We start from the raw sequence: 16,148 nt of genomic DNA, 5'->3' as shown, positions 1-16,148 counted from the left end.
TTCGCTTGACAAAAAGGGGTCGAGCGCGTTCCTGTCGCCTCCCCCCGGTCCCAGACAAGCTCATTTATCACGCGGACGCGACAGGTGAAGCGCCGCGCGCCGGGCCGCGCAAAGAAGGGACCCCGCCTACACCGGCCACGCCGCGTCGCCGGCGCCACGCTCGAGGCCGTCTGGACGAAACGGGGCGGACGCGGCGAGACGAGCGCGGCGTGCGGCGTCGAGGCCCGCCGCCGTGGAGGTGAGACCGACCACCGGGCGGCCGCGGTGGCTGCTCCGGTGTTGCGTGCCCGCTCGATACGGCGGAGAGGCCGCGCGGCGCCCGCTCTGACGACAGCGGAGGAGCACCGACATGCACCGCGGCCGGACGCGGCGGCGCGGCCGCTCCGAGCGCGTCGTCGCCCCTCGTCACCCCTCGCCACCCGTCGTCGCCCGTCATCGCTCCGGAGTTGCCCCGGACCGCGCTCTCTGGTGACCATGCGGTCCGAAGCGCGGCAATCGGCGGTGATTGCATGAGGGAACGCGGAGGCGTGGCGCCGCCGCTCCCGGTGACACGCCTGCTACCCCGAACCGCTGGCCATCCACATGAACTTCGCGTAGCTCCCACACAGGACGGACGGCGGTCTGCGGGGAGCAGCGGCAGGGGCAATGCGCGCGGGAAACGTCATCGACGGCCGGTTCGAGATCGTGGAGCTCGCGGGCGCCGGCGGCATGGGCCACGTCTTCCGCGCGAACGACCTCACGACGGGCGAGACCGTCGCCCTCAAGGTCCTCCAGAACGCAGCCTCCCAGGACTCCAGCCGCCTCGCGCGCGAGGCGCAGGCGCTCGCCACGCTGCGCGTGCCGGGCGTGGTGCGCTACATCGCGCACGGCCTCACCGACACCGGGCACCCCTACCTCGCCATGGAATGGCTCACCGGCGAGACGCTCTCCCAGCGCCTCGCCCGGCAGGCGTTCACCCTGGAAGAGAGCCTCAAGCTCGCCCGGCGCGTCGCGATCACCCTCGGGTCCGTTCACCGGCTCGGCGTCATCCACCGCGACCTCAAGCCGAGCAACCTGCTGCTCGTCGACGGCGCCATCGAGGGCATCACGCTCATCGACTTCGGCGTGGTCCGCATGTCCGGCATCGACCAGCAGCTCACCATGCCGGGCGCCATCCTCGGCACCCCCGGCTACATGGCCCCCGAGCAGGCGCGCGGCGAGGCGCAGGTCGACGCCCGCGCCGACATCTTCGCGCTCGGCTGCCTTCTCTACAAGTGCGTCTCGGGGCGCGCGCCCTTCCGCGGCGCGCGCGGGCTCGCCGTGCTCGTCAAGGTGCTCATCGAGGAGCCGCCGTCGCTCCGGTGGCTCCGCGACGACGTGCCCGAGGCGCTCGACGAGCTCGTCATGCGCATGCTGTCGAAGTCGCCCGAGGGGCGGCCGAGCGACGGCAACGCGGTCGCGGCCGAGCTCGCCGCGCTCATGGATCCCGCGTCGATCTCCATCCGCCCGCCCGCGCCCTCCATCCGCCCGCCGGAGCTCACGACCGGCGAGCGCAAGGTGATGTGCCTCGTCCTCGCGCGCGACGGGCTCGCCCCCGCCGCGGCCGATCCGGCGCAGCCCGAGGTCGACGAGCAGGCGCGCGCGCAGGCGCTCGCGGCCACGGCGGCGCGCTACCGCGGCCAGCTCGAGCTGGTCGAGGCGCGGCTGCCGCTCGTCGTGCTCTCCGGCGCGGGCGCGACGACCGACCTCGCGGCCCGCGCGGCCCGCTGCGCGCTCGCCGTGCAGGCGCTCCTCGGCGGCGCGCCGGTCGCGGTCGTCACGGGCCGGGCGGAGATCGCCTCGCGCATGCCCATCGGCGACCTCATCGACCGCGTCGTCCAGCTCCTGCCCGAGACCCCCGCCCCGTCGCGCGCGGCGGCGATCCGCATCGACGAGGTGACGGCCGGGCTGCTCGGGCCGCGGTTCGAGATCACCGCCGGCGAGGCGGGCCGCTGGCTCCACGGCGCGCGCGAGGAGCCGGACCCGGCGCCGCTCCTGCTCGGCAAGGCGACGGCGTGCGTCGGGCGCGAGCGCGAGCTGTCGCTGATCCGCGACGAGCTCGCGCGCTGCATCGAGGAGTCGACCCCGAGCGTGGTGCTCGTGACGGGGCCGGCGGGCATCGGCAAGTCGCGGCTCCGCCACGAGCTCGTCCGCGGCCTCCGGGAGGAGGGCTCGCCGGTCGAGGTGTGGCTCGGGCAGGTAGACCCGATGAGCGCCGGCTCGGCGTTCGGCCTGCTCGCGCACGCGCTCCGGCGCGCGATCGGCCTCCTGGACGCCGACCCGATCGAGGAGCGGCGGCGCAAGGTGCGGGCGCGGGTCGAGCGGCACGCGGCGCTCGACGCGGCGCGCGTGGCGACGTTCCTCGGCGAGCTCGTGGGCGCGCCGTTCCCGGACGACGACGTGCAGCTCCGCGCGGCGCGGCGGAACCCGATGCTCATGGGCGATCAGCTCCGCCTCGCGTGGGAGGACTTCCTTCGCGCCGAGTGCGCGGAGCACCCGGTGCTGCTCGTGCTCGAGGATCTGCACTGGGGCGACCTGCCCACGGTCACGATGGTCGACGCCGCGCTCCGGAACCTGAAGGACCGGCCGTTCATGGTGATGGCGCTCGGCCGCCCCGAGGTGCACGAGCTCTTCCCGAAGCTGTGGGACGAGCGGCGCGGGCACAAGCTCCGCCTGGCGGGGATCTCGCGCCGGTCGAGCGAGCGGCTCGTGCGCCAGGTGCTCGGGGAGGGCGAGAGCCCGGCGCTCGTGGCGACGCTCGTGGAGCGCGCCGACGGCAACGCCTTCTATCTGGAGGAGCAGATCCGCGCGGCGGCGGCCGGCCACGGGGCGGACCTGCCGGAGACGGTGCTGGCGATGGTGCAGGCGGAGCTCGACGCGCTCGACGTCGGGGCGCGGCGCGCGCTGCGCGCCGGGGCGATCTTCGGCGAGAGCTTCCCGCGGGGCGGGGTCGCCGCGCTGGTCGGCCGGGCGGCGGTCGACCCGCTGCTCGCCGAGCTCGAGGCGCGGGAGCTCGTCGCGCGGCGCGCGGCCGAGGGCGCGTCCGAGGCGGTCGAGTACCGGTTCCGGCACGCGCTCGTGCGCGAGGCGGCGTACGGGATGCTGACCGATCACGACCGCCGCCTCGGCCACCGGCTCGCTGGCGAGTGGCTGGAGCGCGCGGGCGGGGCGGACCCGATGGCGCTGGCCGAGCACTTCGAGCGCGGCGGCGAGCCGTCGCGGGCGGCGACGTGGTCGCTGCGCGCGGCCGAGCAGGCGCTGCTCGGGAGCGACCTCGGCGCGGCGATCGAGCGCGCGGAGCGCGGCATCGCGCGCGGGGCGTCGAAGTCGACGGCCGGGGCGCTGCGGCTCTGCCAGGCCGAGGCGCACCTCTGGCGCGGCGAGTTCGCGCTGGCGGAGCGGCGGGGGATGGAGGCGCTGGAGCGGCTCTCGCCCGGGTCGGCGCCGTGGTTCTCGGCGCTCACGCAGATGATCCTCGCGGCCTCGAAGCGGGGCAACCACGACCAGGTGGAGCGCCTCGTGCGCGTGGCGCAGACGACCGAGCCGCGCCGGTCGGCGCGCCCCGCGCGCAGCGTGTGCCTGTGCGCTGGCGCCGGGCGTCTCGTGTTCGGCGGGCGGTACCGCTTCGCGGACGAGCTGCTCGACGCGATCGAGCAGGACGCCGAGGAGACGCCGCAGGAGGTCGAGGTGCTGGCGCGGCTCCACGAGGCGCGCGCGTACCGGGCGATGGCGGACGGCGATCCCGGCGCGAGCCTCGCGGGCTTCGAGGCGGCGCTCGCGGCGTTCGAGCAGGCGGGGGACCGGCGCAACGCCTGCTGGGCGCGGAACAACCTGGGCTCTTGCACCGCGGAGCTCGGCGACGTCGAGGGCGCCGAGGCGGCGCTGCGCGCGTCGCTCGAGGACGCGGAGCGGATGGGCCTCTCGGACGCGCGGCTCGGGGCGCTCTTGAGCCTGGGTCCGGTGCTCGCGCGGCGGGGCCTCGTCGAGGACGGGCGGCAGACGGAGGAGGAGGCGATCGCGATGTCGCAGCGCCTCGGCGACGTGCGGATGGAGGGCGCGGCGCGGACGTGCCTCGCGCGGATCCTGCTCCTGTCGGGCGATCTCGGCGGCGCCGAGCGCGAGGCGCGCGCCGCGGTGGCGATCCTGTACGGCGCGCCGCCGCTGCGCGCGTTCGCGTACGCCGTCCTCGGGCGGGCGCTGCTCGACGCGGGGCAGGCGGTGGACGCGCTCGCGGCGACGACGGAGGCGTACTGCCTCCTCGAGTCGGTGGGCGCCGAGATGGGCGAGTCGCTCGTGCGCCTCGCGCACGCCGAGGCGCTCTCCGCGTGCGGCCACCGGCGGGAGGCGACGATGGCGATCGCGTCCGCGCGGGAGCGCCTGCTCGACCGGGCGAGGAGGATCGGCGATCCGGCGTGGCGCGCGAAATTCCTCGGCAACGTGCCGGACAACGTGGCGACGCTCGAGCTCGAGCGGATGTGGCTTGGGGCCTAGGTCGCGGCGCGGCGCGGCGGGACGGGAGCGGCGGGATCGGGCATGCTTGGGCGGTGATCGATGATCAAAGGCCGAGAATCATGACAGAGAGATCAACCGCCAAGGACGCCAAGAACGCCAGGAGCGCCAGGAGAGAATAAAGTACATATTCTCTCTGTTTCCTGGCGCTCTTGGCGTCTTGGCGGTTCACCCTCTTCTGACACCGATCCACAAGCCAGGGAGGTCATAAGGACATGCCGGACATCCGAGCCGCCGTCTTCGACGCCTATGGCACGTTGCTCGACGTGCACGCCCCCGTGCTGGCGCAGTCCGAGCGCATCGGTCCGCACTGGCGCCGGTTCTCGGCCGACTGGCGGGCGAAGCAGCTCGAGTACACGTGGGTGCGCAGCCTGACCGGGCCTGCCCATCACCGCGACTTCTGGCGGTGCACGGAGGACGCGCTCGACTACGTCGCTGCGCGGCACGGCCTCTCCGACCCCGACCTGCGCGCGGCGCTGCTCGACGCGTACCGGGCCTGCCCCGCGTACCCGGAGGTGCCGCCGGTGCTGAACGCGCTCCGCGGCCGCGGGATCGCGACAGCGATCCTCTCCAACGGGGAGCCTGGCATGCTGGCGGCCGCGGTCGCCGCCGCGGGCATCGCCGACCTGCTCGACGACGTGCTGAGCGTGGAGGCGATCGGCGTCTTCAAGCCGCACCCGCTCGTCTACCGCCTGCCGGAGCGCCGCTTCGGCCACGCGGCCGCCGCCATGGCGTTCGTCTCTGCCAACGCGTGGGACACGCAGGGGGCGCTCGCCTGCGGATACCGCGCCTTCCGCGTGAACCGCACGGGAGATCCGGACGAGTACGGCCTGCGCGGCCGGGCGCTGGAGATCGACGAGCTCGCGAAGCTGCCCGCGCTGCTGGACGGGTGATGCCGGCCGCCTGAGCCGTCAGGGCGGCTGGCGGGCGGGACGCTGCTGAACGGGTCATGCTGGCCGCCTGCGCCGTCAGCGCGGCTGGCGGACGGAGGCGAGGGCCGACAGGGACGGCGGACAGGCGCGCTGCGGGGGGCGCGAAGGGGCCTGGCGCCCCCGCGCGATCAGAGGAACTCGCAGAAGTACCCGGTCGGCTGCGAGGCCTTGACGTCGAAGCCGCTCTTGCCCGCCACCTCGAACGACGTCCCCGCCGGGTACACGCGCCACTCCGACGAGCCGTCGAGGCGGATCGCGAGCTCGCCCGCGACGACGGTCATCCGCTCCGGCGACTCGGTCGAGAAGTGGAACTCGCCTGTGTCGATGACGCCCATCGTCTGCCGGCGCCCGTGGCGCTCGAAGCCGAGGCTCTGGACGCCGCCGTTGAAGTAGCTGTTGTGCTTGAGCATGGCGCCCTCTACCGCGTCCCGCCCCGGGAGGCCAGCCCGACACGCGCGCTCGTCGTGGCGCCGCGGGCCGGTGGCGCGGCCGCGATCGAGGCCGGTCCCGGCATCAGGCACGTCGCGCCGCGTGCGTCGCAGCGCAGGTGGCTTGGCTCACGAGGAGAAGAGCATCTTGGCGAAGCTCTTGTGTCGCCTGTGCCCGTAGTGATGCTGCGGCGCGCCCCACGCGGGCGGCGGCGGGGCCGCGGGGACGCCGTGCATCGGCGGCGCCGGGGGCGGAGCCCACTGGGACTCCAGGCGAGCCAGGGCCTCGAGCTCGCCGTAATCCAGGAAGATCCCGCGACAGCCGTCGCACTGCTCGATGTGAATCCCGTTGCGGTTGTAGGTCCGCATGGTGGCGTGGCACTTGGGACACTGCAGCATAGAAGCCTCGTTTCGAGTGGCAGCTTCCCGCGGAGAGGGAGCTGACGTTGGCGTTGACGTTGATCGAGCGATCATACCATCGGCGGGGCGCCCACGCCGTCGACGCGGACCATGCGCCGGCACGCGTCGACGAGCGCGGTCTCCACCTCGTCGAGCGGACGGCCGTCGCGGCTGGCGGCCGCGACGGCGAGCGCCGCGGACTGCACGGCCAGCGCGCGCGCCGCGGCATCGAGCGCCGGCCACGGGTCGCCCTCCGCCGGCACCGCGCACCCGCCCGCCGCGCGGTAGGCCGAGAGGAACCGCGACAGATCCTCGGGCGCCAGCAGCCCGGCGGCGTACCAGGCGGCCGGCCGCGCGAGGTCCCACGCCGGATCGCCGACGCCGAGATCGTCGATGTCGATGAGCCGAAAGCCTCCTCCGGAGGGGCCGCCGCGGGGCGGCTGCCGTGCGTCCGGCGCGCCGGCCGTCCCATGGCCGGCCGCGCGCGCGTCCGGCAAGCGGATCACCTGGCCGAGGTGGAAGTCGCCGTGAACGAGCACGTCGCTCCGCTCCCCTCGCCAGCGCGCGCCGTGCGCGAGGAAACGCGCAAAGGACGCGTCGGAGGATGCATCGGACGACGCCGCTGTCCCGCCGCCCGCCTGCGGCGTCAGCCTGGCAAAGGCCTCTTCCACCGCGGTGGCCGCCGGCGATCGGCCCGCGGCCCGGAGGCGCGCCATCGCGCGGGCGACCCGGCCGGGCGCGCCCGATCGAGGGAGCCGGCCCGCCGAGGAGACGGCGGGGAGCGCTGTCGCGTGCAGGCGCGCGAGCAGCGTCGCCGCCTCTTCCCAGGGCGCGGCGTCCGGATCGTCGGGGCTCACCGGCTCTCCAGCGGGCCATGCCGTGACCAGCCGGCCGCGCACCTCCAGCGCGAGCCGCTCGTGCGTGTCGTCCAGCGCGTCATCGAAGCGCGCGTGTTCGACAGGCATGTTGTCTGGCGGCATCGGGCGCCACGACAGCGGGGCTCCGGGCGAGGGGACGGCGAGCGGGGAGAGCAGCACGGCGCGGAGCTGCGGGCTCGCCGCGAGCTCTAGCCGCGTCACGAGATCCCGCGGGCTGGTCTCCTGCGCATGGGCCTTGACCACCACGTCGCCGATCCGCACGACCAGCCCGTCCACACGGCTGGAGAGCACGATCGGGTCGACCGGAGGACCGGAGTCGCCCGAGAGGGACCTCCCGATCCGGACGAGGTCGCGGATGAGCCCGCTGTCGGGCGGAGGGTCGGTGCGCATCGGGGGAGTTCAGCACACCGGCTCAGCCCGGACCATCGTCGAGGGCACGTTGCGCCCTCGATCGGGGTTGCGCTGAGCTTTCCGGGAGGGGGGCTCAGGACACGGCGCCCTCGTCGTCGTCCTCGTCGTCGCTCGGGTCGGCCTCACCCGACGTCGACGCGGGGCTGACCTCCTCTTCCTCTGCCGCCTCTTCCTCCGCCGGCGCCACCTCGGGCTTGCCGCTCACGTAGCGCTTGCCCGCGCGGCCCGAGGCCCGGAGCACGGGCCCGCGGATGATCTCGATATCGCGCGCCGGGGCGCGGGACATCTCGAGGTTGGAGAGCACGAGCGACACGACCTTGAACCACTGGCTGCGGGCGGACTGGATGGTTGTCTTCGTGACGGGCGTGGTCGTCTCGGTCGCCTCGAGCTCCGTGCGGGCGCGCTCGATGGCCTGGAGCTCACGGCCCTTGGTGAGCCACTGCTTCACGACGTCGAGCAGGGTCGTCTTGCCGCGGGCGGGGATGGACCTGAGAACGCCGGCGATCTCGGGCTCTTCCTCGAGGAGGCGAGCGATGCGCGTCGTGTTGCCCGCCTCGGCGAGCGGCGAGGCGTTGAGGATGGAGAGGCCGTTCGGGAAGAGCTTCTTCTGGACGAGATCGCACCGCGCGGCGCCGTCCGCGTCGGCCGGCGCCTCGGCGAGGCAGAGCTCGCGTCGCGCGTCGACGCCGTACGACACGGCCCGGGCGAGGTGATCGTGGCACCGGTCGACCTCGTTGCCCTCGGCGATGAGCGCGCGCATCTTCGACGATGTGCCGCGGCTGCTCGGCTGCACCGCGATCACCGCCTCGTGGGCCTCCACGACCCTCGGGTGGAGCGGCGCTACCTCGGGGATCGACAGGAACACCTTGCGCTGCTTCGGATCCTCGACCCACGGGGAGAGGAGCGCGATCATCTCGTCGAGATTCAGATGCTTCAACATGGGAGACACCTCCTGATGGGGTGATGCGGACAATGCCAGAGGAGGCATTGCGGGTGAGCGGGTAAAGGAAGTCCTGTTTTGCTTTGCGTCAACCCATGTGCGGTGTGGGTTTCGTGCGGTGTCGGCGTGGGCGTTGAACTGTTGCAGGCACGGTGAAGCGTCGATGCACGGCGGGCGGGGGTCGGAGGGGTCGTGCAGGGTCGCGACGTGCTGGAGCGGCCTCGGGAGGGGGTGCAGGTCGATCCGGGATCGAATGGGGGCGGTGCGGAGGCCGGCTGGGCGAGGTCGCGATGGGGCGGGGCCGCCTCGGGAGGCGGTGGGATCGATCCGCGACCGAATGGGGCGGCCTCAAAAGGCGGCGCGGGGAGGTCGCGACGTGGCGGAGCCACCTCGGGAGGGGGGGCGGGTCGGTCCGAGATCAAGACCGCCGGCCCCGGAAGGGCACGGGTCGATCCGAGATCGAAACCGGAGGGGAGAGCCGGGGTTCAGGAGCGGTCGGGGACGCTGGCGCCCGTATCGTCCCCCTCTTGCACGGACGGCTGCGCTGGATCCGGCTCAGCGCTGGATTTTTCCCCGAAGGCAGCGTTCGCCAAGGCAGGCACAAGCCGATCCTCGACCTCGCTCAGGAATGCGGCGAGGCCGTTGTCCCTTCCTCGCTCGCGCAGACGGGCGAGGGGCGGCTCCGTCCAGCACCGCGCCTCACGCTCGTTCTCGCCGCCGGTGAGGAGGTCAAGAACGCGCTTCGGGCTCTTCTTCGCCGTCTTGCTCGACGCGTCGAGCTCGTGCGACCTGGCGGTGGGGTCGAAGCCGAGCTCCTTCCTGAGGTCGGCGAGCGAAGCCGTCTCTTGCCTGGTACCCGGGACGAAGCCGGCGAGCACCCAGCACTCTCGCATCGGGTGGGCGACGCCGAGGATCACCTCGAAGGGCCAGTCGGCGTCCTGTCGCGCCTGCTCCAGGCCTTGGCGGCGCTCGGCCGCCCTTCCGTCGCTGTCGCGCACCAGCACGACAGCCCGGGGCCGCGGATCCCGAGCGACGAAGCCACGGAGCGCCAGCACGGCCGTACGAGCGTCCTCGATCGCCGGCTCTCCCCCGAAGTGTCCGTGTCTTCGCGGAACTCGATAGTGATGGACCGAGCTCCACATGACGCACGAGGCACCGGGCTCGATACCGCAATAGCTTCGAGCCTGCCCGAGCTTGCCTTCCGGAACGGAAAACGCGTCCGTGAGGACGCGATCGACGAGCCCTGGCACCGTCCTCGCGTCATCCGGGCCCTCGACCACCAGCCCGACGCGATGGGCCGTCACGCTCAGCCTTGCTCCTGAGGGGTGCGTGCCTGCTGCGCAACCCAGTCCTCGCCGACGAAGCTCCAGAGCTCACCGGATCGCGTCGTGCTCTTCCAGCGGTCGAAATCGGGGTGGTCGGTGAGCCGGGCGCAGGCGGTGGATCCATCCGGCAGGAGCGCCGTGAGGAGCACGTCCTGCGCGTCGAAGTGATCCAGGAGATAGGGCGAGTGGCTGGTGGCAATGACCTGGAGCTCGGGCGACATCTCCAGGATCTTTCGGATCTGCGTCACGAGCTCCTCCTGCGCGCGCGGGTGAAGCGCCTTGTCGATGTCGTCGAGGAGCAGCAGCCGGGGGCGGGGCTCCATCCACAGTGCGGTGAGCAGGCCGATGACGAGCAGGGTGCCCTCGCTCGCAAGCGGCGCCGGGACATCCGGGGCGCCCTTGAAGTCGAGCACGAGCTGCTGGCCCCAGTAGAAGCGATCCACGGAGTGCAGGATCGGTTCGCCGTCGATGCGAACGTCCTGGTATTCGCGCCTGTGCACCTTGGCGCGACGCGTGCGGATCCGTTCGAGCGTCGGGATCACCCGGCGCGCGGCCTCCTGGATCCACTGGAACACCTCGGGGCTGCGCCCCGCCGCGTCTGCCAGCACCGACGCGAGATCCTTGCCGTTCGTCGCGAGGTGAGGTGTCTCTTCCTCGCTGTACGACGGCGCCGCGAGTGCCTCGAGGTCCAGCCGGAGCTTGCGCGCGGAGCCGAGCTCTCTCTCGAGCTCCGTCATCTCGGGGTGCTCATGCTCCCGCACGCTCTCTGGCGGTGATGCCACCAGCGGCTCCGGCTTGAGGTGCCGCGATCCCCTGTCTGTCTCGGCGGTCTCCTCGATGACATCACCCCAGCGTCGAGCGAGCTTCCCGAGCCAGTGGGAGCTGCCGTTTGCGTCGTCCTCGCACTCGACGGTGAGCTCGACTTCGGCGTTCACACCGTGGAATCTGCCGCTGAGCGCGAGCCTCATGGCACCTGTACTGCCGCGGCTCTTCAGGCTCGGAGGGGCGAATACCCCGCGCATGACCTGCGCCAGCGGACTTCGCGTCACGTGCGCCAGGTAGTGCAGGCCGTCGAGGATGCTCGTCTTGCCGGAGCCGTTCGGCCCGACGATGACCATGAAGCGCCCGAGGTGAGCGTCGACCCTGCGCAGGGACTTGAAGTTCGTGAAGGAGACCTGCTGGATCATGGTTGTCGCCGCCTGTCACGTGCCGGGCCGCGCCGCCGAGGTCCTTCGGGCACCGACAGGGTATATACCCAAACGCCGGCAGAGGAGGCGACCAACCGGGCTCCGTCCACCGCGCCTGCCGGCGCTCGGCTCAGCCCCCCGCCACCACCGGCAGCCGCAGCGCGACGACGAGCCCGCCGTCCTCCGCGTTCCTCGCCTCGACCTCGCCGCCGTGCAGCAGCACCGCCCGCTGCGTGATCGCCAGGCCGATCCCCGTGCCGCCGGCGCCGCGCGCCCGGTGGTCGTCGACCCGGTAGAACGGCCTGAAGATGTCCCCGAGCGCCGCCTCCGGGACCCCCGGCCCATGGTCGCGCACGCGCAGCTCGGCGAGGCCGCCGGCGCACACGAGGTCGACCCGGACCGCGGTGCCCGGCTCGGTGAAGCGCACCGCGTTGCGCACCACGTTCTCGATCGCCCGCCGGAGCAGCTCGCCGTTGCCGTCCAGCGAGCACGCGTCGCGCGAGCCCAGCTCGACAGAGCACCCCTGCTGCTCGGCCTCGAACGACGCGTCCTCGACGAGCTGCTCCACGAGCGCCGTCAGGTCGACCCGCTCGGTGCGCTCCATGCCCCGGCCCGTCTCCAGCCGGCTCAGCGTGAGGAGCTCGCCGATCATCCCGTTGAGCCGCTCCGTCTCGCGCTCGATCCGGTCGAACGCCGGCTCGACGTCCGGCGGCGAACGGCGCCGGACGAGCTCCAGCGCGATGTTGAGCCGCGCGAGCGGCGACCGGAGCTCGTGCGAGACGTCGCGGAGCAGCCGGCGCTGCGTCTCCAGCAGCTCGTCGATGCGCTCGGCCATCCGGTCCATGTCGCGGCCGAGCGCCACCGTCTCGCCGTCCGCGCCCGCGAGCTGCTGCGAGACGCGCACCGAGAGATCGCCCGCCGCCATCCGCTGCGTCGCGCCCCTGAGGACGCGGATCGGGCGCGACAGGTACCGCGCGAGGACCACCGCCACGAGCCCGGTGACGGCGACGATCGCGAGGAGCCGGAGCGGCAACGTCTCCGGCACGATGAAGAACATCCACGGCGACCGGACCGGGCCCGTCGCGACCGCGACGAGCGCCGGGTCGCGGCGCAGGACGACCGCGACGAGCTCCCGGTCGTCGATCTCGACGGCGATGCCGTCGGCCGAGCGCCTCGCCCGCTCCTCGACGCCCGCCGCGCCCTCGACCGGCTCGCCGGCCACGAGCGCGCCGGACCTGTAGACGGCGACGCGCTGGTCCCGGGGATCGAGCGGCGTGAGGCGCTGCGCGCAGCCGTCGATCCCGTCCCGCGCGCAGGTGATCGCGCTCTCGGCGCGGAGCTCGATCGTGCGCGTGTTCAGGCGGCGGCGCAGCGAGCTCGACTCCGCCGAGAACGCCCAGCCGTGGATCACCGCGAACAGGCCGACGAGGAGCGCCATGGCGATCCACAGCGAGACGAGGAGCCGCAGGAACAGGCTCTTCATGGGCACCCTCCGAGGACGAAGCGCTTCACGAACACCCTCCGGGCCAGCGGCTCTTCACGCGCGCTCCCGGGCCAGGATGTAGCCCGCGTTGCGCACCGTCTTGATGCGCTCGCCGCCGCCCGGGCCGGGGCCGAGCTTGCGGCGGAGGTTCGAGACGTGCATGTCGATGCCGCGGTCGTACGCCGCGAGCCGGCGGCCGAGGACGCGCTTCGCGAGCTCCTCGCGCGAGACCACCGTGCCCGCCTGCCGGACGAGGACCTCGAGCAGGTCGTACTCGGCCGTCGTGAGCTTGATCTCCTCGCCGCGCACGCGGACGCGCCGCGCCGCGGGCGCCACCTCGAGGTCGTCCACCGTGAGGACCTCGGCGGGGCCCGGCGCCGCCGCGCCCACCGCGCCCGGAGGCGCGGCGCGCCGGTGGAGCGCGCGCACCCGGGCGACGAGCTCGCGCGGGTTGAACGGCTTGGGCAGGTAGTCGTCCGCGCCCATCTCGAGGCCGACGATGCGGTCGACGTCCTCGCCCCGCGCCGTGAGCATCAGGACAGGGACCCGGGAGCTCTGCCGCAGCCGCGTGAGCACCTCGAAGCCGTTCAGCCCGGGCAGCATCACGTCGAGCACCACGAGGGTGAACGCCTTGTCCTGCGCGCGCGCGAGGCCGGTGATCGCGTCGCGCGCGCTCTCGACCACATAACCCTCCTGGCCGAGCAGCTCGGCCAGGAGCTCGCAGAGCTCGGCGTCGTCGTCGATGACCAGGATCTGGGGCGGATCCGCCATGCCGGGGACTCTAGCGCGGCCCGCGCGACGCCGTGTAAGGGCTGGTCAAAAGGCTCTTGACGAATCTTTACACGAACCGGACACCTCTTGAGACACTGCCCTCTAGCTTGCGGCGCATGACGCTCTCTCGCTCCGTTCCCCTGCCGTGGCTGGCGCCCCTCGCGTTCATCGCCGCGTGCTCGCTGAGCAGCGCGGCGCGCGCCGAGACGCTCACCGCGGAAGAAGCGGTCGGCCGCGCGGCCTCCCACAACCCGACCCTCCGCGCGGCCCTGCTCGAGGCCACCGCCGCGCGACAGGCCGTGGCCGCCGAGCAAGGCGCCCGCAGGCCCACGCTCTCCGCCTCGGTGACAGGGCAGTACACAGAGGCCTTCCGGGGCGGCGGCGCCGGCCTCGCGCGCTCGGACAGCACGTCCGTCGCGGGGAACGCGGCGCTCCGGTACACGACCGACATCGGCACGGGCCTCGAGGTGGGCGCGTCGGCGAACTCGGGGTGGCAGAGCGACGACAGGAGAGCGCTCGACGGCGCGATCGCCGGGCCCACCTACAGGGCGGAGGCGTACGTGTCCGCGCGGCAGCCGCTCCTCCGGGGCGCCGGGACCGACGCCGTGCTCGCGCCGCTCACGCAGGCGGAGGCGTCGGCGGTCGCCGTGGAGCGGGAGCGCGAGCTCATGGCGAGCCAGACCGCGCTCGACGTGCTCGATGCGTACTGGGAGCTCTGGTACGCGGAGCAGGCGATCGGCGTGCAGGAGCAGGCGCTCGCCGCGGCGCAGCGGCAGCTCGCCGACGCCAGGGCCCGCGCCGAGACGCTCGGGACCGGCACGCGCGTCGACGTGCTGCAGTTCTCGACGTCGGCCGGGTCGATCGCCGACGCGCTGTCGCAGGCGCGCGCGGCGCGCTCGGCGCGGGCGATCGCGCTCGGGCGCGCGCTCGGCATGGACCCGGCGCGCGCGGCGTCGCTCGCCGCGACGGGCGCGCCGCCGTCGCTCGGGGCCCTGCCGCCCGCCGCCGCGCTCGTGAAGGCCGCCAGCGAGCGGTCGCAGGAGCTCGCCGCCCTGCGCGCCGATCTCGAGGCGCTGCGCGCGCGTGTGGGCGCCGCCGAGGACGCGGATCAGATCCGCCTCGACGTGTTCACGACGGCGTCGGTGGGCACCCTGTGGGCGGACGACGACCTGTCCGGGCTCTCGCTGCCGGGCGGGCGGCCGGCGTTCAGCGTGCTGGGCGGGCTCGACCTCGAGCTGCCGCTCGGCGGGGGCCGGGCGTCCGCCGACGCGGCGCGCGCGCGCACGCAGCTCGCGGCGGCCGAGGCCCGCTACAGGGCGCGCGCCGACGCGATCACGGCCGAGATCACCTCGCTGCGGGTGAGCCTCGAGGCCGCCGCCGATCAGGTCTCGATCGCGACGGAGACGGCCCGCCTCGCCGGCGAGCTGGCCGAGGCGGAGCGGCAGCGGCTCCTGCTCGGGACATCGACGTCGGCGGACGTCGTGAAGGCGGAGCAGACGCTGCGGGAGGCGGAGCTCCGCAGGCTGCGGGCCGCGGTGACAGAGCTCACGTCGCGGTTCCAGCTCGAGCACGCCACGGGCGCGCTCCTCGAGCGCTTCGCTTCGGTGCTTCCCAGGAGGTCGTCATGAACAGGAACAAGAAACGCTACCTGATGTCCGGCGTGGCCGCGGCGGCCATCGCGACGTTCGCGATCGGCGGGTACGCCTGGTATCAGACCCCCTCGCAGGCGCCGGCCGGCCCCACGGTCGAGATCCGCAAGGGGAGCCTCACCGAGACCGCCGCGGCGTCCGGGAAGATCGAGCCCGACGTCCAGGTCGAGGTGAAGTCGCGCGCCTCGGGCCAGGTCATCGAGGTGCTCGTGAAGGAGGGCGACCAGGTCGAGGCCGGGCAGCTCCTCGTGAAGCTCGATCCGACGGACGCGGAGCGCGGCCTCAACGAGGCGCGCGTGGCGCGCGACCGCGTGAAGGCCGACCTCGCCGCGGCGCAGGCGTCGCTCGCCGTCGCCGACCTCGAGCGAAAGAACAACGAGGTGAGCCAGGGGATCGCCGAGAAGAGCGCCGAGCTCGGCCTCGGGTCGACCGACGCCGCCCGGTCGGCGGCGCACTCGACGAAGGTCGCGGGCGCCAACATGACGCTGCGGCGCGCGCAGGTGACCGCGGCCCAGGCGCAGCTCAAGACGGCCGAGCTCGCGGTGCAGGACGCCGAGACGCGCCTGAAGGAGATGCAGATCTACGCGCCGATCGCCGGCACGGTGCTCGACGTGGCGGTGGAGGTGGGGACGCTCGTCTCGTCGGCGCTCACCAACGTGAGCGGCGGCAGCGCCGTGATGACGCTCGCCGACCTGTCGAACCTGCGCATCGTCGGCGCGATCGACGAGGCGCAGATCGGCCGCGTGGCCCCGGGCCAGCGGGTCGACATCCGCGTCGACGCCTACGGGGACCGGGTGTTCCAGGGCGTCGTCGACCGCGTGAGCCCGCTCGGCAAGGAGACGTCGAGCGTCGTGACGTTCGACGTCGAGATCGTCGTCAACGACAAGGACGCGTCGCTGCTCCGGTCGGGGATGAGCGCGGACGTGGAGATCGTGACCGCGGAGCAGAAGGACGTGCTGCTCGTGCCGCTGCTCGCCGTGCAGTCGGCCGGCAAGCGGCGGTTCGTGCGGCTCGCGAGCGGCGAGGAGCGGCCGATCAAGACCGGGGCGACGGACGGCACGCAGATGGTCGTGCTCGAGGGGCTCAGCGAGGGGGACGACGTGCTCGCGAGCGCGCCGCCCGCGGCCGCCCCGGGCGCGCAGGGGCAGGGGCAGCGGCCGGGCGGCTCCAACCCGATGCGCGGGATGGGCATGGGCATGGGCCGAGGGGGCCGCTGAG

Annotated in this window: 12 protein-coding genes; 4 read left to right on the top strand and 8 right to left on the bottom strand. The window is 73.6% G+C overall.

Translation table 11 applies throughout. From position 1 onward, the window contains the following. Positions 1–645: 645 nt before the first annotated feature. Positions 646–4,509 (top strand): serine/threonine-protein kinase, encoded by a 3,864-nt coding sequence (locus tag WMF24_RS25365; RefSeq protein WP_437729960.1) that lies wholly within the window; start codon positions 646–648, stop codon positions 4,507–4,509. Between the two features lie 233 nt (positions 4,510–4,742). Then, the gene (locus WMF24_RS25360; RefSeq protein ID WP_437729959.1) at positions 4,743–5,420 is read left to right on the top strand and encodes a haloacid dehalogenase type II; all 678 of its coding nucleotides are present in this window, start codon (positions 4,743–4,745) and stop codon (positions 5,418–5,420) included. Positions 5,421–5,587: 167 nt separating this feature from the next. On the opposite strand, the gene WMF24_RS25355 is transcribed toward WMF24_RS25360, so the two are convergent. From WMF24_RS25355 to WMF24_RS25320, 8 genes are all read right to left on the bottom strand, one after another. Continuing rightward, positions 5,588–5,869 carry a pyrimidine/purine nucleoside phosphorylase gene (locus WMF24_RS25355; RefSeq protein ID WP_437729958.1) on the bottom strand — a complete coding sequence of 94 codons (282 nt, stop codon included), beginning with the start codon at positions 5,867–5,869 and terminating at the stop codon, positions 5,588–5,590. A gap of 147 nt (positions 5,870–6,016) precedes the next feature. Next, positions 6,017–6,286 carry a zf-TFIIB domain-containing protein gene (locus WMF24_RS25350; protein ID WP_437729957.1) on the bottom strand — a complete coding sequence of 90 codons (270 nt, stop codon included), beginning with the start codon at positions 6,284–6,286 and terminating at the stop codon, positions 6,017–6,019. A 71-nt stretch (positions 6,287–6,357) separates the two neighbouring features. Further along, positions 6,358–7,554, bottom strand: coding sequence for an aminoglycoside phosphotransferase family protein (locus tag WMF24_RS25345; protein WP_437729956.1), 1,197 nt, complete (start codon positions 7,552–7,554; stop codon positions 6,358–6,360). A 94-nt stretch (positions 7,555–7,648) separates the two neighbouring features. Continuing rightward, on the bottom strand, positions 7,649–8,515 hold the full coding sequence (locus WMF24_RS25340; protein ID WP_437729955.1) for a hypothetical protein: 867 nt from the start codon (positions 8,513–8,515) through the stop codon (positions 7,649–7,651). 485 nt (positions 8,516–9,000) lie between these two features. After that, positions 9,001–9,819: a hypothetical protein gene (locus tag WMF24_RS25335; protein WP_437729954.1), complete on the bottom strand. Its 819-nt coding sequence runs from the start codon at positions 9,817–9,819 to the stop codon at positions 9,001–9,003. Positions 9,820–9,821: 2 nt separating this feature from the next. Continuing rightward, a complete protein-coding gene (locus WMF24_RS25330) occupies positions 9,822–11,027 on the bottom strand; it encodes an AAA family ATPase (RefSeq protein ID WP_437729953.1) in 1,206 nt (401 codons plus the stop codon). 130 nt (positions 11,028–11,157) lie between these two features. Next, positions 11,158–12,510, bottom strand: a complete 1,353-nt coding sequence (locus WMF24_RS25325) for an ATP-binding protein (protein ID WP_437729952.1) — start codon at positions 12,508–12,510, stop codon at positions 11,158–11,160. 54 nt (positions 12,511–12,564) lie between these two features. Further along, positions 12,565–13,281 carry a response regulator transcription factor gene (locus WMF24_RS25320; RefSeq protein ID WP_437729951.1) on the bottom strand — a complete coding sequence of 239 codons (717 nt, stop codon included), beginning with the start codon at positions 13,279–13,281 and terminating at the stop codon, positions 12,565–12,567. Positions 13,282–13,397: 116 nt separating this feature from the next. On the opposite strand from WMF24_RS25320, the gene WMF24_RS25315 reads away from it, so the two are divergent. Continuing rightward, positions 13,398–14,909: a TolC family protein gene (locus tag WMF24_RS25315; protein ID WP_437729950.1), complete on the top strand. Its 1,512-nt coding sequence runs from the start codon at positions 13,398–13,400 to the stop codon at positions 14,907–14,909. Continuing rightward, positions 14,906–16,147 (top strand): efflux RND transporter periplasmic adaptor subunit, encoded by a 1,242-nt coding sequence (locus tag WMF24_RS25310; protein WP_437729949.1) that lies wholly within the window; start codon positions 14,906–14,908, stop codon positions 16,145–16,147. The genes WMF24_RS25315 and WMF24_RS25310 overlap by 4 nt, the downstream gene beginning before the upstream one ends. Position 16,148: the final 1 nt, after the last annotated feature.

The sequence above is a fragment of the Sorangium sp. So ce1335 genome (genome assembly GCF_051521615.1).
Classification (GTDB): domain Bacteria; phylum Myxococcota_A; class Polyangia; order Polyangiales; family Polyangiaceae; genus Sorangium.
This window is presented reverse-complemented; position numbering and strand designations above follow the sequence as displayed.

Excerpts from the sequence above, each read along its gene's own strand:
- WMF24_RS25325 (WP_437729952.1), bottom strand. The coding sequence starts at position 12,510 with ATGAAGAGCCTGTTCCTGCGGCTCCTCGTCTCGCTGTGGATCGCCATG.
- WMF24_RS25340 (WP_437729955.1), bottom strand. The coding sequence starts at position 8,515 with ATGTTGAAGCATCTGAATCTCGACGAGATGATCGCGCTCCTCTCCCCG.
- WMF24_RS25320 (WP_437729951.1), bottom strand. The coding sequence starts at position 13,281 with ATGGCGGATCCGCCCCAGATCCTGGTCATCGACGACGACGCCGAGCTC.
- WMF24_RS25315 (WP_437729950.1), top strand. The coding sequence starts at position 13,398 with ATGACGCTCTCTCGCTCCGTTCCCCTGCCGTGGCTGGCGCCCCTCGCG.
- WMF24_RS25360 (WP_437729959.1), top strand. The coding sequence starts at position 4,743 with ATGCCGGACATCCGAGCCGCCGTCTTCGACGCCTATGGCACGTTGCTC.
- WMF24_RS25355 (WP_437729958.1), bottom strand. The coding sequence starts at position 5,869 with ATGCTCAAGCACAACAGCTACTTCAACGGCGGCGTCCAGAGCCTCGGC.
- WMF24_RS25350 (WP_437729957.1), bottom strand. The coding sequence starts at position 6,286 with ATGCTGCAGTGTCCCAAGTGCCACGCCACCATGCGGACCTACAACCGC.
- WMF24_RS25330 (WP_437729953.1), bottom strand. The coding sequence starts at position 11,027 with ATGATCCAGCAGGTCTCCTTCACGAACTTCAAGTCCCTGCGCAGGGTC.
- WMF24_RS25310 (WP_437729949.1), top strand. The coding sequence starts at position 14,906 with ATGAACAGGAACAAGAAACGCTACCTGATGTCCGGCGTGGCCGCGGCG.
- WMF24_RS25365 (WP_437729960.1), top strand. The coding sequence starts at position 646 with ATGCGCGCGGGAAACGTCATCGACGGCCGGTTCGAGATCGTGGAGCTC.
- WMF24_RS25345 (WP_437729956.1), bottom strand. The coding sequence starts at position 7,554 with ATGCGCACCGACCCTCCGCCCGACAGCGGGCTCATCCGCGACCTCGTC.